Below are 24,615 nucleotides of genomic sequence, written 5' to 3'. Positions count from 1 at the left end.
CAACAGAAAACGAGGGAATGCTAATTGAAATAGCAGTTATTACTATTCAAATGTCATAAAAAATGTCAAAAGTTTGTGTAGAAAAATAACTATGCCTCTGTATATTAAATCATACTTTGGCTTTTTTTTGTGAATTTTTTTCGAATTAATTATGACTAATTTGTGTCGAGGAGACGACAAACATTGTAACAGGTTACTTTTTTAGCATAATATATAATTGAAGCAATACGAGGATTTTACCTATAGTGACACTGACTTGAATGAATAATAGATTATAGCCGGAATATGCTGCCGGGGAGTTGTAAAATCCTCCATAATTGTGTAGTATCGAACAGTCAGCGTTTTCCTGATATGCCGCGCTGGCTGACCCACCTGAACTATTATACCCTATTATTATACAGATTAAGTCTATTATGGCAATTTATGAAATTAATTTAAAAGAAGGTGACATGATTGCGGCGTTTGCTTAAGTGGTTTGCAGTGCTGACAACGATTGGAATGCTGATGGTGCTCCTTGGAGGGGCTCTTGTAACAAAAACAGAATCAGGGATGGGATGCGGGAGATCCTGGCCGCTTTGCCATGGAGAACTCATCCCCAGCAATATAACCCCGGAACTGGTCATCGAGCTTGCACACCGTGTTGTATCCGGCGGTGTCGGCATACTCGTCCTGATACTCTCAATCTGGTCCTGGAAAGCGCTGGGCCATGTGAGGGAAACAAAATTTTTATCACTTGTCTCTTTTTTCTTCCTTGTCCTCCAAGGACTGATCGGCGCTGCTGCAGTTAAATGGGGACAATCGGATTTTGTCCTGGCTCTTCATTTCGGTATTTCTCTGATTTCTTTCGCTTCAGTTCTGCTCCTTACGCTTCTGATTTTTGAGGTGGATAAAAAGTTCCAGGCGGAAAAGCTGGTCCTGGATAAACGGATGCAAAAGCATATCATCGGCATTACGGTTTATTCCTATGCGGTCGTGTACAGCGGTGCCCTCGTAAGGCATACCAACGCCAGCCTTGTTTGCCGCGATTGGCCCTTCTGCCTGAATGACAGCATTATGCTGCCGGGCAATATGTACGAATGGATCCAGATGGGCCACAGGGCTGCTGCCGGAATTATTTTTCTTTGGGTAGGCTATATCACTATATTGGCCATAAGGCACTACCGCCACCAGAAGGTCGTGTTCTGGGGATGGATCATATCATTTATCCTTGTCTCCCTTCAGGTTGCTTTTGGAGCGATGGTTGTTATATCCCGCCTCAACTTGTTCATTGCACTTGGACATGCCTTCTTCATCTCATGCCTGTTCGGTGTTTTCAGCTATTTTATCCTCCTTACTGCAAGGAGCAAGAAAAACGCCGCAGCACTTGCAAGTGTGCCGCCTGCAACAGAAAACGAAAGCAATGCCGCACACCGGTCTGTTCCTGTTCAATAAGAAACACGAAACGGCTTTATAGAAAATGGATTCCTTGCAGTATTCATAAAAAAGAGGATGGGCACTCACTGGCTGCCCATCCTCTTTTACTATGTTTTTCTTGCGGCCCTGATTTATCTCTATTTCGAAAGCTCGATCAAAAGGTCCCCAGTCTGGATGGCTTCCCCGTTTGAAACATGGATATCACCAACAGTACCGGAGTAAGGAGCCTGTACAGTCGTTTCCATCTTCATCGCTTCTGTGATCATCAGATGGTCGCCCTTCTCCACTTTTTCCCCTTTTTCAACAATCACCTTAATGACAGTACCTGGCATGGATGCTGCGATATGCTTCTCATTTTTAGGATCAGCCTTCATCTTTGCAGAAGCAGCAATTTTAATGCTTTCATCCTTGATGGAAACCTCGCGCGGCTGCCCGTTCAATTCAAAGTAAACGATCCTGGTGCCGTCCGCTTGCGGCTGGCCGATGGAGACAAGCTTCACAATCAGCGTTTTTCCAGTTTCAATTTCCACTTCTATTTCTTCTCCCAGCCTCAGTCCGTATAAATAGGTTGGCGTATCCAGCACAGAAACATCGCCAAACTGTTCGACAGTGCTGCAGTATTCCATGAATACTTTCGGATAGAGCGCATAGGCAATCGCTTCAAAACTTGTAACCGGCCTTCCCAGCTCGTGGAAAAGCTTCTCTTTAAGCTTATCGAAATCCACGTCCTCCAAAAGCTCTCCCGGCCTTACAGTAATTGGTTCTTTACCCTTTAATATGACCTCCTGAAGCTCTTTCGGGAAGCCGCCATAAGGCTGGCCGAGAGACCCTTCAAACAGTTCAACTACAGAATCAGGGAAGTCGAGCGAGTGTCCTCGTGTGATGACATCCTCTTCTGTCAATTCATTTTGGACCATATACAAAGCCATATCGCCGACAACCTTTGATGAAGGAGTGACCTTTATGATATCGCCGAACATATGGTTGACCCGGGAATACATTTCCTTGACCAGGTCCCACTTATCGCCGAGGCCCACCGCTTTTGCCTGCTGCTGCAGGTTGCTGTATTGCCCTCCCGGCATTTCATGCTTATATATCTCAGTATGCGGAGACTTCATTCCGGACTCAAAATCCTGATAATATTTCCGCACATCCTCCCAATAGTGGGACAGCTGTTCCAAAGCTTCAACATTTACTTCAGGCTGGCGCTCCTCTCCTGAAAGAGCATAATACAGAGAGCTTGCACTTGGCTGTGAAGTCAGGCCGGCCATCGTGCTTAAAGCAACATCCACAATATCCACTCCGGCCTCGATAGCCTTGCTGTAGGTCATGACGCCGTTCCCGCTCGTATCGTGCATGTGCAGATGGATAGGAATATCAACGGTTTCTTTAAGCTCTGAAATCAGTTCATACGCTGACTTTGGCTTGAGGAGGCCGGCCATATCTTTGATTGCCAGAATATGCGCACCCTGGTTCTCAAGCTCCCTTGCCATGGATTTATAATATTCCAGATCATACTTGGTCCTCGTGCTGTCTGAAATGTCGCCGGTGTAGCAGATGGCTGCTTCAGCTATTTTCCCGGTATCACGCACCGCCTCTATCGCCACTTCCATCCCTTTGACCCAGTTCAGGCTGTCAAAAATACGGAAAACATCAATTCCTGCATAAGCAGACTTTTGGACAAACTCCCTGATCACATTATCAGGATAGTTTTTATAGCCTACAGCATTGGAAGCCCTTAAAAGCATCTGGAAAAGGACATTCGGCATTTTTTCCCTGAGCTTGAGAAGCCTGTCCCAAGGATCCTCTTTTAAGAAACGGTATGCAACATCAAAGGTTGCTCCTCCCCACATTTCATATGAGAACATTTCCGGCAGAAGCTTTGCCGTCGGTTCTGCGATATGCAGAATGTCAGTCGTACGTACCCGCGTGGCCAGCAGGGACTGGTGGGCATCACGGAAGGTGGTGTCAGTTAAAAGGACCTTTTCCTGTTCTTTGATCCATTTCACTAGCCCTTCTGGACCCTGGCTGTCCAGGATCTGCTTCGACCCGTCCTGGTACTCCTGGTTATAGCGCAGCTTCGGAACCCTCGGCTTCTCGAAAACCGGCCGTTTCTTTTTCTCAACCCCCGGGAAGCCGTTCACTGTTACATTGCCGATATATGTCAGCATCTTAGTGCCCCGGTCTTTCCGTTTAGGGAATAAAAACAACTCTGGCGATTTGTCGATGAAAGATGTATCATATTCCCCCGTAATGAACTTCTCGTGCTTGACGACATTTTCAAGGAAAGGAATATTTGTCTTGATTCCGCGAATCCTGAATTCCTGCAGGTTCCTCACCATTTTTGAAGCAGCCTGCTCAAAGGTTAGTGCCCATGTAGACAGCTTGACAAGCAGGGAATCATAGTAAGGGGTTATAACAGCCCCCTGGAAGCCGTTGCCTGCATCGAGCCTTACCCCGAAACCGCCTCCGGATCGGTAGGTCATGAGTTTTCCTGTATCAGGCATAAAATTATTCAAAGGATCCTCAGTAGTAACACGTGACTGGATCGCATAGCCATTGATCTTTATATCCTCCTGTGCGGGGATCCCAACTTCCCGGCTATGGAGATCAAATCCTTCTGCGACAAGGATCTGTGTCTGTACAATATCCACTCCTGTCACCATTTCGGTGATCGTATGCTCTACCTGCACGCGCGGATTTACTTCAATAAAGAAAAAGTCGTCCCCGGAGGTAAGGAATTCCACTGTCCCGGCGTTCAGGTAATCAACGTTCTTCATCAGCCTTACAGCTGCGCCGCAAATCCTTTCACGCATCTCCTCAGAGAGGGAGACGCACGGTGCAACCTCAACCACTTTCTGATGCCGCCGCTGCACTGAGCAGTCCCTTTCAAACAGGTGGATGATGTTCCCGCTTCTGTCGCCGATGATCTGAACCTCAATATGCTTTGGATTCTCGATGAATTTTTCTACATATACTTCATCGTTTCCAAAAGCCGCCTTCGCTTCTGATTTTGCTCTGTCGTATGCCTCTTTTACATCATCAAGGCTTCTGACAATTCTCATCCCTCTGCCGCCGCCGCCGAGCGAGGCTTTGATGATGATCGGGAACCCATGGTCCTTGCCGAACAATATGACTTCTTCCAGGCTTTTGACCGGCCCATCACTGCCCGGAATGACAGGGATTTCTGCACGCATCGCCTGATCTTTTGCTTTTACCTTATCCCCGAACATATCCAGGTGCCTGGATGTTGGACCGATAAAAATAATGCCTTCCTCTTCACATCTTTTAGCAAATTCGATATTTTCTGACAAAAAACCGTAGCCGGGATGTATGGCATCTACATTTCTTGCCTTCGCAATCCCGATAATTCCCTCAATATCCAGATAGGCATCAATCGGCTTTTTGCCTTCGCCGACAAGATACGCCTCATCTGCTTTATACCGGTGGTAGGAGCCTGAATCTTCCTTAGAATAAACAGCCACGGTCCGGATGTTCAGCTCGGTGCAAGCCCGAAAAACCCGGATTGCGATTTCCCCTCTATTGGCAACCAGTACTTTATTAATTTGTCTGCTCACAAATTCCACCCCATTCATTGTCTTTTTTGATTCCTTTCCGGAAATTGCAGAAAGGCTTGGCTAATTTGAATTGCTATATGTAAAGACTTCGGCCGCTTTGCAGCAGATATTCTGCAGCAAAGCGGCCAAAGCCTGCAGCCCTGATTTAAATGCCTGCAGCTTTAAAGCGTTCCTGCATTGAGCAGGAATGTGTAAAAAAAACACAGGAAAACACGTTCCCTGCGCTTATTTTTTATAAAAATAGGCTCCCCCGGAAACTTTCTGGTTTTGTTCGGCCTGTTTTTCGCTGGCTCTATTTTTATATTTAGATTCATAGTTTACAAACATTGATACGTTTACAAGAATCCCCATCGCAATTGAAAGCTGGAGAAGTGAAGATCCTCCGTAGCTCACGAATGGAAGCGGGACCCCTGTCAGAGGTATCACCCCTGAGATCCCTCCGAGGTTAATGAATGACTGGATGCCGATCATCCCCGCAATGCCGATGGCAAGCAGGCTTCCGAAAGGATCCTTGCATTTCATCCCAATGTACAGTCCCCTCAAAACGATATACCCAAGTGAGAGCAAAACGAAACAAACTCCGAATGCCCCCAGTTCCTCCGCTATGACAGCCATGATGAAGTCTGTGTGCGGTTCTGGCAGATAGCCAAGCTTCTGTACGCTCTGCCCGAGGCCGAGGCCTTTTACACCGCCTGCGCCGAGAGCCAGAAAGGAGTTGACGAGATGATACCCATCATCCTGGGCATCTGCAAAAGGATCCTGAAGAACCTGGATCCTGGCCATTTGTACATCAGAGAAAAGCTTGTCATTCATAATCAGGATAAATGGGAGTGCAATGATAAAGGCAATCAGGCACAGCTTCAATATGTTTTTGTAGCTCATGCCGGAACTCAGGATAATCGTTGCCGATATCAGGAAAATGATTGCCGCTGTCCCAAAATCCGGCTGTACTGCCACAAGCATGCAGACCAGGATCAAATAAACCAAAGGAGGGACAACCCCTTTATTGAACTGGTCAATATAGCTCTGTTTCTTTGCATAAACGGCCGATAAGTAAATAATAACAAAAATCTTTACAAACTCTGAAGGCTGGACGCTCAATGGCCCGAGTTTAAACCAGCTTTGTGCATTCCCTGCTACATGGCCGAATACAAACAATGCCCCAAGGCCGATCAATGAACCGAAAACCATCGGAACAAGGATCTTATTGCTGATAAGCGCCTTATAAGGGAAGAGCGCTGTAAAAATAAATGCTAAGGCTGCCCCAAACAGATAGATCTTCTGTCTTTGATAGAAGTGGTCGCTTTCAAAGCCGTACCTTTGGACGGCAGTTACCATACTTGCACTGTAAATCATAATCAGCCCGAATAATGCCAGCATAACGACGACAGCAATCAATGTGTAATCGTATGATTTTAATATTTTTTTGAACATCCAACCTCTTCCTCATCTTCTGCGTTGTATTACCTATTCTACTATAGAAAGGAGATTCCTGCATTGAAGTAAAGAAATGTTAATTTTCATGTAACATATTAATTCATCAAACATAAGAATTATGTCATACTATTTAAAAAATATGCTCCACTCTTTTCTTTACCGCAGCATGTACAAAAAAACTCAAACCCTTGTGTTAAAAGAAAGTTTGAGTTTTTTACATTTATTTTCTTAATGAAGCTTCATGCAGGATGGAGAGTTCTTTTTCAAGCTCTCCCAGGATGGCTTTGCCTGTCTTTTCCTCGATGAGCCCGAGCCGGACGGCAAAATCTATTTCACGGGATAAACCGAACATCTGCGTATCAAGCACTTCCTCATACAAAGGGCACTGGGGCATTGTCAGATTATCCATCTGCACTTTAATAAGCTTTAATATTTTATCAGCGTCCGCCTTAAGCAAGGCATTGGCTTTTTCTTGATGATCGACTATCAGTTCTGACGCCAACATGGATCCCCCCGTTTCCGAGCGATTATCTATCTATAAATTTTATACTTAAGAAGGCAAAAATGCAAGACATATAAGGGGAAAGCTGCATATGCGGGGATAAATACCAGCACCCCGCTAAGAAGTGCTTTCTGTGTGAGGGTCCCATAGTATCTTTCACAGACAAAAATAGGTATAATTTTAGAAGGTACATACAGGAGGTAGCTAGCTATGGACAATATCATTTTGTTAAAAGGAAAAGTGAAATTTGAGATCACACTGGATCCCGGTGTATGGATTTTTGATGATCGAAGGGTAGACCTGACAGAATTCTTTCACGCTGATGCCATCAAAAAGGATGAGCTTGAAGAGTATACGAAATCAGTCTCAAAGCATTGGGACAGGGAAATCATGGAGGGTGCTGTCCATCCCCCGACACTGAAAACCGAAAAAAAATTCGAGAAGGAAAAGGTGCTGAATGGTACTTTCGGCATTCCTTTGAAGCCTTTTCTTAAAAATGCCGAACCTGCGGAGGATGCCTCTTCCTTTGTCATCTCTTCCGGTGACGGCGAGGTGGAAATGACGCTGGAAACTGCTGAAAATCTGATCCTCGGCTATTCTCTGAACGGCAAGCCGCTGAAAGAGGACGGCCCTGTTCACGTCTATTACGGAGACGGAAGCAATAAGGACAATCCGATAAAGCACATAAAGCAATTCATTGTTCGCTGAATGATCAATCAGGAGGGGGGAGCCGGGATGCTCCGCCCTCTTTAATTATGGGCATAAGCTTAACATTCTGCTGTGCGCAAACAGCTCTTGTGTTATAGAAGCATTTTTTAAAAGGGGCCACCAGGCTCTTTTCCTGATATAGCGGCTCAAGTTCCCTTTTCGGGTCCCCCGGAAGGATAACCGGGATATTTAAACTGCTATGTTTGGCTTCAGCTAGCCTGATATGCCTCTTACAAAAGATCAGCCGCCAGTTGTGCCAGACCTGACCTTTCCCCTTTAATGAGCTTAGTATGGCCTGAAATCTTCTGGTCCTTGAATCTTTCCACGACATAAGTAAGTCCATTATTGAAGGCGTCAAGATACGGATGATCGATCTGTTCCGGATCTCCCATCAGGACAATCTTGCTTCCTTCCCCCACCCGGGTAAGGATGGTTTTTACTTCATGCTTGGTAAGATTTTGGGCTTCATCTATGATGATATACTGATCCGGGACGCTTCTTCCCCTGATATATGTGAGCGCCTCGACCTCGATCGACCCCATCCCTGCAAGGATGGCATCAAGCTCGCCCGGTTTCTTGGCATTGAATAGATATTCCAGATTATCGTAGATCGGCTGCATCCACGGCCTTAATTTTTCTTCTTTTTCCCCCGGCAGATAGCCGATATCCTTGCCTACCGGAACAATCGGCCTTGCTACCAGCAGCTTTTTATACTCACCAAAATCTTCTGTCTGCATCAGGCCGGCGGCAAGCGCCAGCAGCGTCTTCCCTGTCCCTGCCTTTCCAACCAGCGTCACCAGCGGCACATCCTTGCGGAGAAGGAGCTCAGCTGCCATCGTCTGCTGAACGTTGCGGGGGCGGATTCCCCAGATATGGTCTCCGTCAAACACAAGCTTCCTGGCTTTTTTCCCCGCCTGGTCTACAATGCCTATAGCAGACGAAGACGTGCCCAGTGCATCTTTCATGATAATGAACTGGTTGGGATAAAAAGGGTGATTGGCTATATCAGCGAGCGGCACCTCCCCTTTCTCATAAAATCTTCCCAAAAGATCGGTGCTTACATATACCTCAAGAAAACCCGTATAAATATGGTCATTCTCAACCACCCTGTCACTCAGGAAATCCTCTGTCTGAAGCCCGATTGCGTCCGCCTTCACCCTCACTAAAGCATCTTTGCTGACAAGTATGACCGGGCGGCCGTTTTCCTTAGTCTCTTCTTCCAGCGAAAGATTCTTTGCGACTGCAAGGATCCGGTTATCATTTGTTTTTTCAATGAATATTTCCTGCAGTTCATGAAAGGATCGGTGATTCAGTTCAATTCTAAGCCCCCCGCCATTTTCAAGCTGTATCCTTTCATGCAGCTTGCCGGTTTCCCTCAGATTGTCGATCAGTCTAGAAACCTGCCTTGCATTTCTTCCGACCTCGTCCATATATCGTTTCTTAGAGTCAACCTCTTCCAGGACAACTGCCGGGATGACTACTTCATTGTCTTCAAAAGAAAAAATAGAATGCGGGTCCTGCAGCAGGACATTGGTATCCAATACATATATTTTCGTCAATATGATGCCTCCTGCTCCTTGTAGGTCAAACTGAATGTTTCTTGAAGGGCTTATATTTCGCTGTCTTGGGCCTGCCTATTGCCTGGCTTGAAGAAGCAATCATAAGCTTTAAGAAACAAGCCTTGGTAAACTATATGTTTTCCTGCATAAAGATAGACGAATTTTTGCAGAATAATCCTTACGAAGAACTTTCCGGGCATGTGGATTCCAGCAGCCGGAAAACACCTGGACTAAGAATTAATGGAGGTGCTTAAATTGAAGAAATTGCTTGGATGTATAGCCGCTGTTTCAATGCTGGCAGGCTGTGCAGCGAACAGCCAATCAGCAGATGACGGCAGCCGGAATCTGCTGAATGTTAAAAACAGCACCATAACGAATGACAGCAGGGAATCTGAACAGGAAATCTCAAGGCATCTTGTAGATTTGGCAGAAAGGGTGCCAAATGTCAAAGATGCGGCGGCGGTGGTTTTCGCAGGATATGCCATTGTAGGGATTGATGTGGATAAAGACATAGACAGATCTGAAGTGGGCTCCATCAAATATTCTGTTACAGAAAGCCTGCGCAACGACCCTCATGGGGCAAGAGCGCTTGTAGTAGCAGACCCGGACTTGAATGCCAGGATCAGGGAAGTCGGACAGGATATACAAAACGGCCGTCCGATCCAGGGCATAATGAATGAACTCGCAGATATCACGGGAAGAATCATGCCGGAAGTTCCCGGGGATATCACAGATCCCCAGCCAAAGAATGCAACCGAGGAGCCAAAGAACAAACTTAACGAGACTGAACGTTCCCAGCTCGAAGATAAGCAGCAGAAGCAATCTAATTACCATAAAGATTAAAGAGTTGTTTTTCTGTAAAAAAAGAGCTTAGTCCCGCGACTAAGCTTTTTTCATGGCCTCCATCACCTGCTGATCGAGCCTCTCTGCTGCTGTTTTGTCATACGTTTTGTCATATTGGGGATCAGCTGTCATTTTTGATCCATAAAACATGACATCCCTTACTTCACTGATTTTTAGTTCTGCAAGTGCCAGCTTCAGGGGGACAGATTCCATTCTTTCCAGCTTCACTGCCGCTTCTCCCTGGATGGAGTATGTAGATTCATTTGCAATGATATTGATGACGGCATGCCTGTTGCTCTTGATATTTTCAATAATCTTAGATCTGCTGTCAATAGCAAAGCAGATCGTTTCTTCATCCTTTGCCAGGACCCATGATATAGCATTCACGTTCGGGCCGCCTGTTTCATGGTCCACTGTTGCGAGAGTAACAAACCGCTCCTGCTGAAGCTCATCGAATAAGGGCTTGATCAGCCTCGGCTCAACTTGATTTGCCATTACTTTCCCCTCCTCTTAGTCCTATAATAGTATGACTTTCCCCAACTTTCAAGAACCCCTTCCCTGATGGCTTGCCGCCAGTGCAATCTCTATTCGAAACTCTTGCCGAACTGTACTATAATATAGATAAGCAATATAGATAAGCAGCTATACTAACAGGCTGTCCCTGCGGCTGAAAAGAGGCTGCGGGCTGCCGACAGGACCAGTGCTTAATACTTCTGATCATTCAACTACTACTAATAAATCGGGGTGTCAGTATGAGAGTAAAATGTGTGCTTTGCGATAAGATAGAATCAATTGAAAATGAATCATTCCAGGCCAAACGCCTGCGGAACCGCCCAATTCATACGTATATGTGCAAGCCATGTGAAGAAAGAATAACTGAAAAAACCAACCAAAGGGCCGCCACAGGCAATTTTAAGCTTTACCGAAGCCGCACGGAAGAAGAGGAATGGTAAAAACCGCCCTTGCCTCCGGGGCGGGAGCAGGCATCTTATTGGGTTTATTCCTGAAGGCCGCTGAAACATTGACCGGCATGAAAGTGTATGTGCTGCTGCTGAATATCGATTTTATCCCCGTGCTGGGAGATTATCGCTGGAGCGAGGCATCTGAATTCTCTTTTCATCTTCTGTTTTCACTGCTGTTGAGCTTTGGCCTGATGCTTATTTTGGAGAAAGGGACAGGCCCCACACTGCCGAGGTGCTTTATATGGTCGTTTGCCATCACTCTTCCTGCCCTCCTGCTCTATTTTCCGCTCTCCCTTCTGGCAGTGCGGCAGGTACCGCCTCCGGGTGATATGATGGCTTTCACAGTGTGGACAGCAGGCCATCTTCTATACAGCACCGCCCTCGCCGCCTTCTTTTGGCTGGGAATAAGAAAAACCCGCTTGCCCTGAAGGGGTAAGCGGGTTTTTCTATAGGCTGTGTCAAACATTACTGTTGATTTTGGGCTGCCATTCAGCTGTGCGGAAAAGCTTCACCCAAATGAGCCAAAACCGGCATGAAGCACTAACAGAGCCTTTTTATAAAGGGAAGTTCGGATATTTCTCGGGCTCTTCATTGATCTGGTCCAGCATGACATCAATCAGCTCAGCCGGATAACGGAAGCTTTTTCTTTCATCATTATCTGTAAAATAGACAGTGTAAAAGTCCGCCTCTTTAATAGCTTCAATCTCAGAAAGCTTTAAGTCCTCAGTCAGGATGGCTTTGAACATTGCTTCCGTATCTCCAGCTGCAGTATCCTCCGGCCGCGCGTCACACACAACCTTGATCGTAAGCCAATTATAGATTGAATCCTGCGTAGATTTCATCATATCGACCCGCCTCCCCGCTGCTATATCCCTGCTTCCTGTTTTTTCTGCTGATGCAGCCTGATTTTATAGATGATCAGGATAAGGGCGGCAACCACCAGCCCCTCCCCGATTGGAAGGAAAACTCCCAAAAAGGTGAGGACCGTACAGCCCAGAATCAAAAACAAATAGATAACAGCTGACTTTGCCAGCGGGAGCTTTTTGGCGAATCCGAGTTTGAATACGACTACACATAAAAGAATGATGGTTATATAGAGCAGCCACATGCCCAGCTCGGGATTCTCGTCCACTTTATATAACGCAGCGAAAAAAGACAGGCGTTCAGCAACATTCATATTGCTCTCCTCCTTATAAAGCCTTAGTTCGTTTCAGCGTATTTCTTCTTTTTAGCGATCCGTTCACGTTCGTTCTTATCCAGGATTTTCTTGCGGAGGCGAATGGATTCCGGAGTCACTTCGCAATACTCATCATCATTCAGATATTCAAGCGCTTCTTCAAGCGTCATGATGCGCGGCTTCTTCATAGTAGCAGTCTGGTCTTTATTGGCAGAACGGATATTGGTAGCCTGTTTTACTTTCGTGATATTGACAGTAATGTCATTCTCACGAGTATGTTCTCCAACGATCATGCCTTCATAGATTTCTGTTCCGGCTTCCAGGAAGATGATTCCTCTGTCTTCAACTTGCATGATTCCGTAGGTAGAGGCTTTTCCGCTTTCCATGGATACGAGAACACCCTGGCGCCTTCCGCCGACCTGGCCCTGTGCCATTGGCTGATAGCTGTCAAAGGAATGGTTAATGATTCCATATCCGCGTGTAAGCGTCAGGAATTCTGTTGTATAGCCGATCAGGCCGCGTGCAGGAACGTTAAAGATCAGGCGGACCTGGCCGCTGCCGTTATTAATCATATCAAGCATTTCGCCTTTGCGGGCACCGATTGATTCCATGATTGAACCAGTATGCTCCTCAGGAACATCGATCTGGACGCGCTCAACAGGCTCGCATCTTACACCGTCGATTACTTTTACGATGACCTCAGGCTTTGATACCTGAAGCTCATAGCCTTCTCGTCTCATATTTTCAATCAGGATGGATAGGTGAAGCTCACCGCGTCCTGACACGACCCACGCATCCGGTGACTCAGTGTTCTCAACGCGAAGACTTACATCTGTCTGAAGCTGGGCACGAAGCCTTTCTTCAATTTTACGTGATGTAACAAACTTGCCTTCTCTTCCTGCGAATGGACTGTTATTAACCAGGAATGTCATCTGCAGTGTAGGCTCGTCGATGCGGAGGACAGGAAGGGCTTCCTGATGCTCAACAGGTGTAACGGTTTCCCCTACATTGATATCTTCCATTCCGGAAACGGCGATCAGGTCGCCTGCCTTCGCTTCCTGGATTTCCTGGCGCTTCAGACCGAAGAAGCCAAATATTTTGCTTACACGGAATTGTTTTACACTTCCGTCAAGCTTCATGAGGGCAACCTGCTGGCCAACCTGCATGGTTCCGCGGAAAACACGGCCGATTCCGATTCTTCCGACATAGTCGTTATAGTCAAGAAGGGCAACCTGGAATTGAAGGTGTTCTTCGCTGTTATCAACCGGTGCAGGGATATGGTCTACAATCGCATCATAAAGGGACTGCATGTTTTCATCCTGCTTTTCAGGATCTGTACTTGCTGTTCCATTGATTGCAGATGCATATATGACAGGGAACTCGAGCTGTTCTTCATTGGCATCAAGCTCGATGAACAGGTCAAGGACCTCGTCGATGACTTCTGCAGGGCGTGCAAAGTCACGGTCTATTTTGTTGACAACAACAATTGGCGTCAGGTTCTGTTCAAGCGCTTTTTTCAATACAAAGCGCGTCTGCGGCATACAGCCTTCATATGCGTCGACAACCAGCAGAACACCGTCAACCATTTTCATGATACGCTCAACCTCGCCGCCAAAGTCAGCGTGGCCTGGGGTATCGAGGATATTGATCCTGGTATCTTTGTACTGGATGGCTGTATTTTTAGCCAGGATGGTAATTCCGCGCTCTCTTTCAAGGTCATTGGAATCCATCGCACGTTCTTCCACATGCTCATTAGTCCGGAAAGTTCCTGACTGCTTCAGCAGCTGGTCAACAAGTGTTGTTTTTCCGTGGTCAACGTGGGCAATAATCGCGATATTGCGAAGATCTTCTCTGATTTTCAAAAAATTCACTCCTAGCTATATTCTAAGCTAATTTATTTTAAAGCTTTATAAACAATCACAACTAAAACATTATACCATAATGACAGTGGTAAACTAAAAGTTTTTTGTGTAAAATAAATTTTAAAGAGGAGAACACATATTTACACTATACCTTAAGACTGGGCTTCATATACATTTTCATTGTTCAATCCCGGGCTTGCGTATAACTTTAGTGAATCTTCAGGTGCCTGGTTCCGGTTAAACTTTTGGGAGGTGGATTCTTTTGAAAAACATTAAGTGGCCTTTATTATTCTTTGCCGTGGCAGCAGCAGCCTGCATCATGGGTGTCGGCATATCGATTGCCGAGAAAAGCGTATTCGGCGTATTTGCCTGCATTGCAGCCCTTGTGCTTGTGATGGGCTTCGGGTTTAAAACAAAGAAGAAAATGCGTGAAAACGGGTTATTATAAACATAGAACCAGCGAAGAAGCCGGCCCATTGGGGTGCCGGCTTCTTTTTTACAGAATAAGAAAGTGTCTATTTTTTTTTCGAAATTGGCTACTGTCTAGCAGCTGAGCCTTCCCCTCGTGGTCACAGGAAGCCGGTCTTGCAGACGCTGCCGCATGAGGCGGCTCCCTTAGTCTGGGTTCACTTTAGGATGGCCAAGGCGCTTGCGCTTTTCTTAGTCTGATGCAGTTCATGGCTGAAGAGGCCTCAGTAAAAGGAGGTGCTCTTTGCCTGCTTCATCTTTTTCGGATTTATACTGCTCAAAGCCGCTCTTCGAAAGAAACTCCAGCCAGCCGGATTCACTTGCAGGAACAGCGGAAAATACTGCTTTATGATCTGCAGACAATTCTTCCGCAATTGCCGAGAGGATCCCGCGGCCAATGCCTGTCCCCCTTCTGTCCGGATCAACGAGGAGAGTCCCGATCCAGGGCTTCTGGTTTGAAGGGGCCCTTGTTACGTGGAAGGTAATACCCGCCCTTTCACCATCCTTTTCCCACACTCTCCATTCTCCATCAAGTTCCGAATGTTCCTCTATATATTCCTCAATACCTCTCCCTTGTGTCTCCAGCACCTTCCATTCTGCTGAATGGTCAGCCAGATATTGAAAAAAAGCATAGTCACCGGCTGAAAGGCTCCTTGAGCTGATCTCACCAGCTGCCATTATGCAAATAGTCCCTGAGAATCTTTTCATGCAGGCCAGGCTTGCAGATGAAAACTGAGCTTTGCTCTAACAGGTTCAGGTCTTCCCCTTTCAGGGTAGTCGCTTTGCCTCCCAATTCGGTTATGAGGATATTTCCTCCAGCGAAATCCCAAGGGGCCAGCCTCAGTGAAATATATGCATCGATGCGGCCTGTTGCAACATAGGCCATTTCAATAGCGGCAGAACCGTATGAACGGGTGCCTCTAACATCCCTGACAAGCGGAGCCAAAAGGCTGGGGTCGATTCGTTTGTTTTCAGTGACCCAGGTCGCATTCAGCCCTATGATTGCATCCTGGACACTTGCTTCTTTAAGTCTAGGTATTTGTATATCGTCCAGATAGGCGCCTTTTCCCTGGAATGCATGATAAAGCTCATCATGGACCACATCGTAAATAAGGCCGATTTTTCCAACCCCATCTTCATAGATCCCGATCGAAATGGCGAAATTCCTTTGCTGATGAACAAAATTCATCGTTCCATCAATTGGGTCAATGATCCAGACGACTCCATCCAGATTCTCTATTTTGTCGCCAAATCCTTCTTCGCCAAAAATGCGGTGCTCAGGATATGTTTCATTGATTTTTTTTATAAAGAACTGCTCGGTGGCCTGGTCGATGTCAGTCACAAGGTCATTGCGGTTGGATTTCGTTTCAATGGTCAGCGTTTTCTTAAAAGAATCCTTGATCCGCCTCCCGGCTTCTTTAACCCATTCTTTTGCTTTTTCATCAATATGATCCCAGTTCGTCATTTCTCTTTCCTCCGTAAAGGCCAGGCTCCAGCTGCCAGCCCCCTGGGGCCCGGCCGTATATTAATGATAAGATTATCGGAAATGCAGGAACTTCTCAAGCATAGCGTCCCCCCGCATCACTCTATTAAGCAATATCATTCTTTTTTCCCTTCCGGAAAAATAATAAACGGACTCCAGCCATGTTCCCGGGAGCCCGTTTTTATTTTCTATAGATGTTTTCAGTCGACCATTCTGACATTTTTTCTCCTTTTTAATGAATCTTTATATATATTTTCAAATAATTGCGGGAGCCTTTCCCTTACAGTGCTTTCAGCCTAACCAGCTCTTCACGTATCCTTTCGAGCTTTTGTTTTGATCTAATTTTGACACTCTCATTATTTTCGCCCATTGCTTCGAATAGCGTCGCCAGTTCATAATCCATCTCAAGCCTCAGTACGGCGGTTCTTTCCTTTTCACCGGCTTTTTTCTTTACAGAATTCATCAATTGTTTCATGGATCTTGCACCCCTTCCGATTTTAATTGAATTTTCAGATACCTTTTTTTATTATAATATGAGGGCCTCAAAGCAGTTGCAACAAAATTGTGCTGATACCCATTGTCTGTAAATAAATAGGTCCGAAGCTGTTCATTTCCTCTTTTCCCTGCGCTGTGCTACAATGTTGCCAAAATCAGCAGGAGGTTATACATATGCCATTCACCGGCTTTTCCAATGCAGACTTCGATGTTTTTAAAATAGATGGACTGGAAGAAAGAATGGATAGCTTGAAAGAAAATATCCGTCCAAAGCTTGAAGAGCTGGGCAGTTATTTTGCACCGGGCTTATCAGCTCTTACAGGAGATGAAATGCATCCCCATGTTGCCAAGCATGCCAGAAGGACAATCAATCCGCCAAATGATACCTGGGTTGCCTTTGCGGCTAATCCAAGAGGATATAAAATGCTCCCCCATTTTCAGATCGGATTATGGGAAAGCCATGTATTCATTTGGTTTGCCACCATTTACGAAGCACCCAACAAAAAGGAACTCGGGGCCGCATTAAAGAAAAACTTAAGCGAAATTTACAGCAGCATCCCCGGCAGCTATGTATGGTCAGGAGATCACACAAAGCCTGGCGCCGTTCCTCACAGTTCCCTGGACAAGGAAGAACTTGAGGCCATGTTCGACCGCCTGGAAAACGTTAAAAAGGCGGAAATCCTCTGCGGTGTCAACATACCCCGTGAAGAAGCCATCAAGCTCAGCTCTGAGGAATTCCTGCAGAAAGCTGATACTGTATTTAAAAATCTATTACCCCTATACAAAATGGCATAAACAGGTCCAGACGCCCAAACTGCCAAAAGAACCTGCATCTGACCGATGCAGGTTCTTTTGTTTACTTCATTTTAACTTTATCTCCGGCTTTTGCCTCTTTGGCTGCTTTGACGGAACGGTATGGCGAATACCCGCTTGTCTCTTCAAATTCACTGCAGACTGTCTTTTCCTGTGCCTTGCCTGGTACAATTTCTTTAAAGCGGCGGTAGGAATCCATTAGGATCTCCCTGTCGACCCCTTTTTCATAAGCGGCTTCAACGCTTTCAAAGAATTTTATCACGTCTACAATTTCTTCTGTCGACCAATCCGGGTCGATTGGATACTGATATTCCAAAGATGTTCACCCCTCTTCAAGCATCTTAGCTGATTTTAACCAGTACAAGAAGTTTTTGCAATTCCAGTCCTAGTCTGCCCATGAGCGCCGGATATCTTCTGCTTCTTTGATTATCCTGCTGACAAGATCTCCCGCTGAAGGAATATCCCTGATCAAGCCCATCACCTGCCCTGCCCAGGCAAATCCTTCATCTTCGGAGCCCTTATAAATATAGCGCTTGTTTGCCTGCCCGCTTATATAATCCTTCAGTTCTTCATAACTTCCATTATTCTTTTCAATTTCCAATATTCTATTTGCCCATGAATTGGCAATGACCCTCGCCGGTGCCCCGATCGAACGTTTAATGACAAGTGTGTCGTTTTCCGAGCCCCCGACAAGCTTTTCTTTATACAGCTTTGAAGCATGCACGCATTCCTCTGTTGCCACAAATCTAGTGCCCATTTCAATTCCTTCCGCACCAAGGCTCAAGGCAGCCATCAGGCCCCTTCCGTCGCCGATCCCGCCAGAGGCGATCACAGGAATCGACACAGCATCTGAAACCTGGGGAACAAGCACCATCGTCCCGGTATCTGTCCTTCCAAGATGCCCTCCCCCTTCCTGGCCGACAACCATTACTGCATCCGCGCCAAGTTCCTCTGCTTTAACAGCCTGCCTTCTGGCCGCCACAAGCACAAGCTTCTTTACATCCGTCCCTTTCAGCATCTCAAATATCGGGGCAGGATTCCCTCCCGTCATGGAGATGACCGGGACACCCTCAAGAATCGCAGCTTCCAGGAAGTCTTCAAATGGCCTGCCGTGCTGCCCGATGGCAAAATTGACCCCAAAAGGCTTTTCCGTTATTTTCTTGACCTTTCTGATTTCCTCCTTGAGCTCCTCCGGCGAAGACAGCGACATGGCCGTTATCTGGCCCAGCCCGCCCGCATTGGATACCGCTCCGGCAAGCTCAGAATACGCAAGATGGGCGAGGCCTCCCTGAATGATCGGGTACTGTATATCCAATAGTTCCGTTACTCTAGTCTGCCATTTCATCTTCGTCTCTCCTTTTTCTTATCAATCCTACTTCAAATACTTCGGGACAGCTGCTGAAAATTCCTTTTTTAACAGGCAGGAAACTGGAGATCGGCTGTTTGGGCGGCCGGCGAATAGCCAGCCGGATTTGATCGAATGCTACAGAAAAGGCATATGTTCAGCCGCTCTGCAAATTTGCCTGCTAATACCGGCTAGAATCGCTTTGCATCCATATGCTTTAATGCTATAATTCATTTGTTTTATAAGTATATTAACGACATTGATTAAAGAGGTGTGGGAATAGTTGCTACAATCTGAAACACCGTTATTCAGCGGTTTACTGGAACATGCAAAAAAGAACCCTATTCAGTTTCATATACCCGGCCACAAAAAAGGGGCGGGAATTGACCCGGAGTTCCGTGAATTTATCGGGGATAATGCCCTGTCAATCGACTTGATTAACATCGGCCCCCTTGATGATCTCCACCAGCCAAAAGGAATCATCAAGCAGGCGCAGGATTTGGCTGCAGAAGCATTTGGTGCAGACCATACATTCTTTTCAGTTCAGGGAACCAGCGGAGCGATCATGACAATGGTCATGGCAGTATGCGGCCCTGGAGACAAAATCATCGTCCCGAGAAATGTTCATAAATCTGTTATGTCGGCTATTGTTTTCTCAGGTGCGACCCCTATTTTCATCCACCCGGAGGTTGATGAAAACCTGGGAATATCGCATGGAATCACCACAGATTCTGTGGAAAAGGCGCTTAGCCAGCATCCGGATGCTAAAGGTGTGCTGGTCATCAACCCTACTTATTTCGGCATATCAGCAAACCTTAAGGAGATTGTCGAAATCGCTCATTCCTATGAAGTGCCGGTCCTTGTGGATGAGGCACATGGCGTTCACATTCATTTCCATGAAGACCTGCCGATGTCAGCGATGCAGGCGGGCGCAGATATGGCCGCTACCAGTGTCCATAAATTAGGCGGATCGATGACGCAAAGTTCCATTTTAAATGTCAAAGGAAATCTCGTTTCCCCTAAGCGCGTCCAGTCGATTCTAAGCATGCTGACAACTACTTCTACTTCCTATCTGCTGCTTGCGTCTCTTGATGTTGCAAGAAGAAGGCTCGCTACAGAGGGGAAAGAGCTGATTGAACGGACTATAGACCTGGCGCAGTATATGAGGAAAGAAATCAATGAGATTGACCGCCTCTACTGTGTCGGTGAAGAAATCCTTGAAACCAGGGCGGCTTATGACTATGATCCGACCAAACTGATCATCTCTGTGAAGGAATTGAATGTAACAGGATATGATGTAGAAAAATGGCTCCGCGAGAAGTTTAATATCGAGGTCGAGCTATCAGATTTATATAACATTCTCTGCATCATTACCCCAGGAGATACAAAACAAGAAGCAGATGCCCTGCTTGCGGCACTCAGGGAATTATCTGCAGGCGGACTTCAAGAAACCGAACGCAAAGATGCAAAGGTCATGCTGCCTAATATACCGGTGCTTTCATTAACGCCCCGGGATGCTTTTTATGCAGAGACTGAACTTGTCCCTTTTGACGAATCTGAAGGGCGCATTATTGCAGAATTTATTATGGTCTACCCTCCTGGAATCCCAATCTTCATTCCAGGGGAAATCATCACGAAAGACAATCTTGTCTATATTAAAACAAATATGGAGGCAGGACTGCCTGTCCAGGGACCAGAGGACTACGACTTTAAATTCCTGCGTGTGATAAAAGAGCATAAAGCGATCAGGTAAGAATATTGAACAAAAGCGCAAGCGCCTTGATCACCCTTAAGGAACGCAGACTAAAAACGCCACGTCCTGTGGCAGCGTCTGCATGACCCCCATCCTGGGAGCCCTCAAGACGAACCTCCCGGAAAGGCTTTCTATGTCTTTTTGGGAGATTTGGCTTGTGACCTCGGCGCAGCTGCTGGACGCGGATCAAGAATTGATAATAATCCACAAGGCTTACTAATTATAAAATACCTAAACATTAAAAAAGAAAGCATGCATTTTTTGCATGCTTTCTTCTATAAGATCATTCTTAATGCAGATTTAATTGCTTTTCTCTTTTTGCCCGCCTTTTCTGCAGCTGCATTTTGCATACAGAACCGTTACCTTTTCATCTTCAAAGTGATCGATTGTTGAATTGCAATCCTGACATACAATTGTCCCCATCTTTTCAATCCCCTTTTTCGCTGAATTTGGTTTTGAAAGCGTTTTATTTTATCTAAATCAATAATATTATAACATTATTAAAATATCAAGCCTAAATTGTATGACACATTTAGCGTGATTTTGCGTATTTTTATCCCTATTTCCAGATAGTAAAGAATAATTGCCTAACAATATCTCCTGGAAGGTTACAGAATCCCCAAAAAATGATAAAATAAAATCGAAATATTCTGCCTTTTAAAAGGAGGATCCTTCATGTCAAGCAGTGCTTACATAAAATTGGTTAAAACAGCAAGCCAGGAAACGATTACAATCGAGGAGGTAAAAGGTCTACTTGAATATTATAAGTCAATAACAGCAAAAACCGGCGATCAGGTTGACTGGGGATACAGCAGAGCAGCCTTTCCTTATGAAATAAAGGAACATGCACAAGGTGATGGAAAATGGTTCTGGTTGAAATCTATGGATGACCGTTATAATACGATACTGATAGGAGTAGGTACAGAAACTGTACTGGATGCTGACAGTACAGACCGGATTCAGTCCTATATACAGCTTACCTTGCCGGAAAATGCAGCAATGGGCGACAAAAGCAAAGCAAATGAGTTCTGCAGATTTTTAGCGAAAAAACTCCAGGCTGAACTGCAGCTGTTCAACGGCAGAATTATGTACTTTAACGGGCGAAAATAATAAGGTATGATAATATAGATTCGTTGAATTAAGTTTTCAGGTATTAAGGAGTTGTCAGCTTGAAGAAAAGAGTGCTAATCATTACGATAGTCAGTCTGGCTTTTACTTTTGTGTCCCCTTTCATCTTTGACGCAAGGCTGGAAGTTAAGCCAGATTCATTAACACAGAATCTTCTATTCGGGGGTCCTTTCCCTTTTGCCGAGCAGACCAGCTATCTGCCAGAGCAGGTGGATGCATATCCGGTGGTTATACAATTTGAATCTCCGCTGGAAAAAGAAACGAACTACAAGCTAACGCCCCTCGTATTGACAGAGCTGAGTTATTTTCTGCTCTTTTTTGCAGTCACTACTATAATCACTAGATTATTTAAAGGGAATGAAAGAAGATAAAGAAAAAGAGCGGCACTCGGATGCCGCTCTTTTTCTGCTTTATAAAGCTGTTTGGATTCTTTCAGGATCCACGATTTCATAACCTTTTGCCTGCAGGCCTTTTACAATCCCTTCCAGCGCCGCATTTGTCCAATCTCTGTCATGCATCAGCAGATTGGCCCCGTCGGTCAGATAAGGGGAATTGACCATAATGTCCGTCAAAGCCTCTTTGTTCTGATAGTCCTTTTCCCAATCATATCCATATGTCCAGTTCATGAGCTCCATCCCTTCCGCTGCAGCAGCCTCCCTGCTTTCATCGGTATTTATTCCAAAAGGAGCCCTGAAAAACCGCGGCTTTTCTCCGATGATTTCCTCTACACGTTTATTTAATTTCAGCACTTCTTCCTTTTGCTGTGCCGGGTAAATTTCCTTTAAGTTACTGTGGCTGTATGTATGGTTCCCGATTGGAAAACCAAGATTATGTATCTCTTTCAATTTTTCTTCTTCCTCCGGGGTATCCAGAAAATGCCCGTTCACAAAAAATATGGCGTTAACACCGAGCCGGTGCAGCGTTTTGGCCATCTCTACGGCATGTTTATCAGGCGCATCGTCAATGGTAAGGAGCACCACTTTTTTGTTGGCATCTGCCAGGGGCTCAATGGTCCAGTTATTTTCATTGATGCGGTATAATGGCTCTTTATCCTCAGTTTCAGCCGGCTGTTCCTCATGTGATCCGGTTTCCTCGGCTTCTGAATCACTTTCTTCTTCAATTTCAGCAGCTTTTTCTGCATTGCTGCTTCCCTCATCTTTGGCCGTTTCCACGGTATCTTTAGGTTCTTCTCCCTTATCTTCGCCTGCTTCTCCGCCTGTACCGCATGCAGAAAGCAGCATGACAGACAGTACCATGCTGACAGTTTTTTTGTACATCATTACCCCTCCAATAAGCATTATGCTTTTTATTATACTTATAAAATGTTAATATAGAAAATGGTTTGTAACTGGTAGACAATCGAAATAACTCCCCCTTTTTATCCGTAATATATTTCTATCTGCTGTTTTCCCTAAACCACTGTTTCCACACTATACTATTTTCTAAACATAAAACTGCAGCCCATTCATTAGTAATGGCTGAGCCTGCATATGTGTACGATTTGATTTGGAGGGATTGGATGAAGAAACTGACACCAGTTTTTTGGGTATCAGTTATCGTAACTGTATTATTTATTATCTGGGGGCTTATTCCAAAAGGAATATTGCCGAATGCAAATTTAGACGTTGTCACACAAAATGTGCAAGGATTCATCCTTGAGAAATTTGGCTGGTTTTATATGCTGTCAGCCTCGATCTTTTTGATTTTTGCGATTATGCTTATTTTCACCAAGTATGGAAACATTCGTTTAGGGAAAGATAATGAGCAGCCCGAATTCGGTTATGTAACCTGGTTTGCGATGCTGTTCAGTGCAGGAATGGGGATAGGCCTTGTATTCTGGGGAGCTGCGGAGCCTATGTATCATTATTTCGATCCGCCATTCGGCGACGGAGAAACGCCGGATTCAGCCAGAACAGCCATGAGGTACTCCTTTTTCCACTGGGGACTCCATCCCTGGGCCATCTATGCAGTGATAGCCCTTGCTTTGGCTTACTTCCAGTTCAGGAAAGGAGCCCCAGGGGTCATCAGTTCCATTCTTCGTCCCATCTTAGGGGATAAAGTCGACGGAATGCTTGGTGTCCTGATCAATTTCATCGCAGTATTTGCAACGGTCTTCGGTGTAGCCACTTCACTGGGACTCGGCGCCATTCAAATCAGCGGCGGCCTGTCACACGTATTCAGCGGCATCAGCAACGGCATAGGGACTCAGATGATCATTATAGCTGTTGTCACTGTTTTATTTATGCTATCGGCCCAGACAGGTCTTAATAAAGGCATCAAATACTTGAGTAATCTTAATATCATCCTGGCTATACTTCTGCTGCTATTCATGCTGTTTGTGGGGCCAACCAATTTTATTATGGATCTATTCACCACTACCATCGGTTCTTACTTGCAGAACCTGCCTTCGATGAGCTTCAGGCTCAGCCCGTTTGATCAGGAACTGACATGGTTCCAGGATTGGACTATTTTCTATTGGGCATGGTGGATTGCTTGGGCTCCTTTTGTGGGAACCTTCATTGCCAGGATTTCAAAAGGCAGGACTATCAGGGAGTTTGTCATCGGGGTCCTTGCTGTACCAACATTATTCGGTGCGTTATGGTTTTCAGTATTCGGAGGGACTGGTATTTTCCTCGAATTCTTTGAAAATACGCCAATCATGAATACGATGAACGAGAACGGCATGGAGATTGCTTTATTTGCTGTTTTTGAAAACTTCCCGTTATCAATAGTGCTGTCTTTGCTTGCCATCTTCCTTATCAGCACTTTTTTCATCACTTCAGCAGACTCGGCAACCTTCGTGCTTGGCATGCAAACGACGAACGGAAGCTTGAACCCGCCAAATAAAGTTAAATTTGTATGGGGAATCATTCAATCTGCATCTGCAGCCATACTTCTGTGGACAGGCGGCCTTGAAGCACTGCAGCGTGCGTCTATCATTGCCGCGCTGCCATTTACAGTCATTATGCTCCTGATTGTCGTATCGCTGATGAAAGCCTTGAAAGAAGAAAACGTCAGCGGCACAAAAGAAAAACAGCAAAGGTCGGCATAATAAAAAAGCTTCGGGATGATTTATCCCGAAGCTTTTT

Annotated in this window: 26 protein-coding genes; 11 read left to right on the top strand and 15 right to left on the bottom strand. The window is 45.5% G+C overall.

The window, feature by feature from the left end:
- The first annotated feature begins 453 nt into the window (after positions 1 to 453).
- The gene (locus tag ACQCVH_RS05085; RefSeq protein ID WP_426834730.1) at positions 454 to 1,431 is read left to right on the top strand and encodes a COX15/CtaA family protein; all 978 of its coding nucleotides are present in this window, start codon (positions 454 to 456) and stop codon (positions 1,429 to 1,431) included.
- 119 nt (positions 1,432 to 1,550) lie between these two features.
- Here the strand turns inward: ACQCVH_RS05085 and pyc are convergent, their stop codons facing one another.
- The 3 genes from pyc to ACQCVH_RS05070 form a co-directional block, all read right to left on the bottom strand.
- Complete coding sequence (gene pyc, locus ACQCVH_RS05080; protein WP_426834729.1) at positions 1,551 to 4,991, bottom strand: pyruvate carboxylase; 3,441 nt, start codon at positions 4,989 to 4,991, stop codon at positions 1,551 to 1,553.
- Positions 4,992 to 5,216: 225 nt separating this feature from the next.
- A complete protein-coding gene (locus tag ACQCVH_RS05075) occupies positions 5,217 to 6,425 on the bottom strand; it encodes an FtsW/RodA/SpoVE family cell cycle protein (RefSeq protein WP_426834728.1) in 1,209 nt (402 codons plus the stop codon).
- 223 nt (positions 6,426 to 6,648) lie between these two features.
- Complete coding sequence (locus ACQCVH_RS05070; protein WP_094768883.1) at positions 6,649 to 6,930, bottom strand: Fpa/YlaN family protein; 282 nt, start codon at positions 6,928 to 6,930, stop codon at positions 6,649 to 6,651.
- 210 nt (positions 6,931 to 7,140) lie between these two features.
- Between ACQCVH_RS05070 and ACQCVH_RS05065 the strand changes: the two genes are divergently transcribed.
- Positions 7,141 to 7,638 carry a peptidyl-prolyl cis-trans isomerase gene (locus ACQCVH_RS05065; RefSeq protein WP_426834727.1) on the top strand — a complete coding sequence of 166 codons (498 nt, stop codon included), beginning with the start codon at positions 7,141 to 7,143 and terminating at the stop codon, positions 7,636 to 7,638.
- Between the two features lie 230 nt (positions 7,639 to 7,868).
- On the opposite strand, the gene ACQCVH_RS05060 is transcribed toward ACQCVH_RS05065, so the two are convergent.
- Entirely contained in the window at positions 7,869 to 9,197 is a 1,329-nt protein-coding gene (locus ACQCVH_RS05060; RefSeq protein ID WP_426834726.1) for a PhoH family protein, read from the bottom strand.
- 240 nt (positions 9,198 to 9,437) lie between these two features.
- Between ACQCVH_RS05060 and ACQCVH_RS05055 the strand changes: the two genes are divergently transcribed.
- Positions 9,438 to 10,040: a YhcN/YlaJ family sporulation lipoprotein gene (locus ACQCVH_RS05055; protein ID WP_426834725.1), complete on the top strand. Its 603-nt coding sequence runs from the start codon at positions 9,438 to 9,440 to the stop codon at positions 10,038 to 10,040.
- A gap of 39 nt (positions 10,041 to 10,079) precedes the next feature.
- Here ACQCVH_RS05055 and ACQCVH_RS05050 read toward each other — a convergent pair whose 3' ends face one another.
- Positions 10,080 to 10,535: a pyridoxamine 5'-phosphate oxidase family protein gene (locus ACQCVH_RS05050; protein ID WP_426834724.1), complete on the bottom strand. Its 456-nt coding sequence runs from the start codon at positions 10,533 to 10,535 to the stop codon at positions 10,080 to 10,082.
- 257 nt (positions 10,536 to 10,792) lie between these two features.
- On the opposite strand from ACQCVH_RS05050, the gene ACQCVH_RS05045 reads away from it, so the two are divergent.
- Together ACQCVH_RS05045 and ACQCVH_RS05040 are read left to right on the top strand one after the other, a co-directional pair.
- On the top strand, positions 10,793 to 10,993 hold the full coding sequence (locus ACQCVH_RS05045) for a YlaI family protein (RefSeq protein ID WP_009791115.1): 201 nt from the start codon (positions 10,793 to 10,795) through the stop codon (positions 10,991 to 10,993).
- The gene (locus tag ACQCVH_RS05040; RefSeq protein ID WP_426834723.1) at positions 10,987 to 11,430 is read left to right on the top strand and encodes a hypothetical protein; all 444 of its coding nucleotides are present in this window, start codon (positions 10,987 to 10,989) and stop codon (positions 11,428 to 11,430) included. The genes ACQCVH_RS05045 and ACQCVH_RS05040 overlap by 7 nt, the downstream gene beginning before the upstream one ends.
- A gap of 126 nt (positions 11,431 to 11,556) precedes the next feature.
- On the opposite strand, the gene ACQCVH_RS05035 is transcribed toward ACQCVH_RS05040, so the two are convergent.
- From ACQCVH_RS05035 to typA, 3 genes are read right to left on the bottom strand one after another with little or no spacing between them, the layout of a single operon-like run.
- On the bottom strand, positions 11,557 to 11,844 hold the full coding sequence (locus tag ACQCVH_RS05035; RefSeq protein ID WP_426834942.1) for a hypothetical protein: 288 nt from the start codon (positions 11,842 to 11,844) through the stop codon (positions 11,557 to 11,559).
- Positions 11,845 to 11,867: 23 nt separating this feature from the next.
- Entirely contained in the window at positions 11,868 to 12,179 is a 312-nt protein-coding gene (locus ACQCVH_RS05030) for a YlaH-like family protein (protein WP_224903981.1), read from the bottom strand.
- A 23-nt stretch (positions 12,180 to 12,202) separates the two neighbouring features.
- Positions 12,203 to 14,041: a translational GTPase TypA gene (typA, locus tag ACQCVH_RS05025; RefSeq protein WP_009791111.1), complete on the bottom strand. Its 1,839-nt coding sequence runs from the start codon at positions 14,039 to 14,041 to the stop codon at positions 12,203 to 12,205.
- A gap of 262 nt (positions 14,042 to 14,303) precedes the next feature.
- On the opposite strand from typA, the gene ACQCVH_RS05020 reads away from it, so the two are divergent.
- The gene (locus ACQCVH_RS05020; protein WP_257990496.1) at positions 14,304 to 14,489 is read left to right on the top strand and encodes a YlaF family protein; all 186 of its coding nucleotides are present in this window, start codon (positions 14,304 to 14,306) and stop codon (positions 14,487 to 14,489) included.
- Between the two features lie 227 nt (positions 14,490 to 14,716).
- Here ACQCVH_RS05020 and ACQCVH_RS05015 read toward each other — a convergent pair whose 3' ends face one another.
- From ACQCVH_RS05015 to ACQCVH_RS05005, 3 genes are all read right to left on the bottom strand, one after another.
- Entirely contained in the window at positions 14,717 to 15,187 is a 471-nt protein-coding gene (locus tag ACQCVH_RS05015) for a GNAT family N-acetyltransferase (protein WP_426834722.1), read from the bottom strand.
- A complete protein-coding gene (locus ACQCVH_RS05010; RefSeq protein ID WP_426834721.1) occupies positions 15,174 to 15,974 on the bottom strand; it encodes an inositol monophosphatase family protein in 801 nt (266 codons plus the stop codon). The genes ACQCVH_RS05015 and ACQCVH_RS05010 overlap by 14 nt, the downstream gene beginning before the upstream one ends.
- A gap of 298 nt (positions 15,975 to 16,272) precedes the next feature.
- Positions 16,273 to 16,467, bottom strand: coding sequence for a hypothetical protein (locus ACQCVH_RS05005; RefSeq protein WP_224903971.1), 195 nt, complete (start codon positions 16,465 to 16,467; stop codon positions 16,273 to 16,275).
- A 194-nt stretch (positions 16,468 to 16,661) separates the two neighbouring features.
- Here ACQCVH_RS05005 and ACQCVH_RS05000 point away from each other — a divergent pair, with 194 nt between their 5' ends.
- Positions 16,662 to 17,282 (top strand): YktB family protein, encoded by a 621-nt coding sequence (locus ACQCVH_RS05000; protein WP_426834720.1) that lies wholly within the window; start codon positions 16,662 to 16,664, stop codon positions 17,280 to 17,282.
- 61 nt (positions 17,283 to 17,343) lie between these two features.
- On the opposite strand, the gene ACQCVH_RS04995 is transcribed toward ACQCVH_RS05000, so the two are convergent.
- Together ACQCVH_RS04995 and ACQCVH_RS04990 are read right to left on the bottom strand one after the other, a co-directional pair.
- Positions 17,344 to 17,616 carry a UPF0223 family protein gene (locus tag ACQCVH_RS04995; protein WP_009791105.1) on the bottom strand — a complete coding sequence of 91 codons (273 nt, stop codon included), beginning with the start codon at positions 17,614 to 17,616 and terminating at the stop codon, positions 17,344 to 17,346.
- A gap of 69 nt (positions 17,617 to 17,685) precedes the next feature.
- Positions 17,686 to 18,645 (bottom strand): NAD(P)H-dependent flavin oxidoreductase, encoded by a 960-nt coding sequence (locus ACQCVH_RS04990; RefSeq protein WP_426834719.1) that lies wholly within the window; start codon positions 18,643 to 18,645, stop codon positions 17,686 to 17,688.
- A 283-nt stretch (positions 18,646 to 18,928) separates the two neighbouring features.
- Between ACQCVH_RS04990 and ACQCVH_RS04985 the strand changes: the two genes are divergently transcribed.
- The gene (locus ACQCVH_RS04985; protein WP_426834718.1) at positions 18,929 to 20,398 is read left to right on the top strand and encodes an aminotransferase class I/II-fold pyridoxal phosphate-dependent enzyme; all 1,470 of its coding nucleotides are present in this window, start codon (positions 18,929 to 18,931) and stop codon (positions 20,396 to 20,398) included.
- A 300-nt stretch (positions 20,399 to 20,698) separates the two neighbouring features.
- Here ACQCVH_RS04985 and ACQCVH_RS04980 read toward each other — a convergent pair whose 3' ends face one another.
- On the bottom strand, positions 20,699 to 20,821 hold the full coding sequence (locus ACQCVH_RS04980) for a GapA-binding peptide SR1P (protein WP_224903960.1): 123 nt from the start codon (positions 20,819 to 20,821) through the stop codon (positions 20,699 to 20,701).
- Between the two features lie 252 nt (positions 20,822 to 21,073).
- Between ACQCVH_RS04980 and ACQCVH_RS04975 the strand changes: the two genes are divergently transcribed.
- Both ACQCVH_RS04975 and ACQCVH_RS04970 read left to right on the top strand, forming a co-directional pair.
- The gene (locus ACQCVH_RS04975; RefSeq protein ID WP_426834717.1) at positions 21,074 to 21,508 is read left to right on the top strand and encodes a DUF1885 family protein; all 435 of its coding nucleotides are present in this window, start codon (positions 21,074 to 21,076) and stop codon (positions 21,506 to 21,508) included.
- 59 nt (positions 21,509 to 21,567) lie between these two features.
- Positions 21,568 to 21,897, top strand: a complete 330-nt coding sequence (locus ACQCVH_RS04970; protein WP_426834716.1) for a hypothetical protein — start codon at positions 21,568 to 21,570, stop codon at positions 21,895 to 21,897.
- A 39-nt stretch (positions 21,898 to 21,936) separates the two neighbouring features.
- Here ACQCVH_RS04970 and ACQCVH_RS04965 read toward each other — a convergent pair whose 3' ends face one another.
- Complete coding sequence (locus ACQCVH_RS04965; protein ID WP_426834715.1) at positions 21,937 to 22,806, bottom strand: polysaccharide deacetylase family protein; 870 nt, start codon at positions 22,804 to 22,806, stop codon at positions 21,937 to 21,939.
- A 239-nt stretch (positions 22,807 to 23,045) separates the two neighbouring features.
- Here ACQCVH_RS04965 and ACQCVH_RS04960 point away from each other — a divergent pair, with 239 nt between their 5' ends.
- Positions 23,046 to 24,578, top strand: coding sequence for a glycine betaine uptake BCCT transporter (locus tag ACQCVH_RS04960; RefSeq protein WP_426834714.1), 1,533 nt, complete (start codon positions 23,046 to 23,048; stop codon positions 24,576 to 24,578).
- Positions 24,579 to 24,615 lie beyond the last annotated feature (37 nt).

Source organism: Bacillus infantis (genome assembly GCF_050107595.1).
GTDB lineage: Bacteria > Bacillota > Bacilli > Bacillales > Cytobacillaceae > Bacillus_AB > Bacillus_AB infantis_C.
This window is presented reverse-complemented; position numbering and strand designations above follow the sequence as displayed.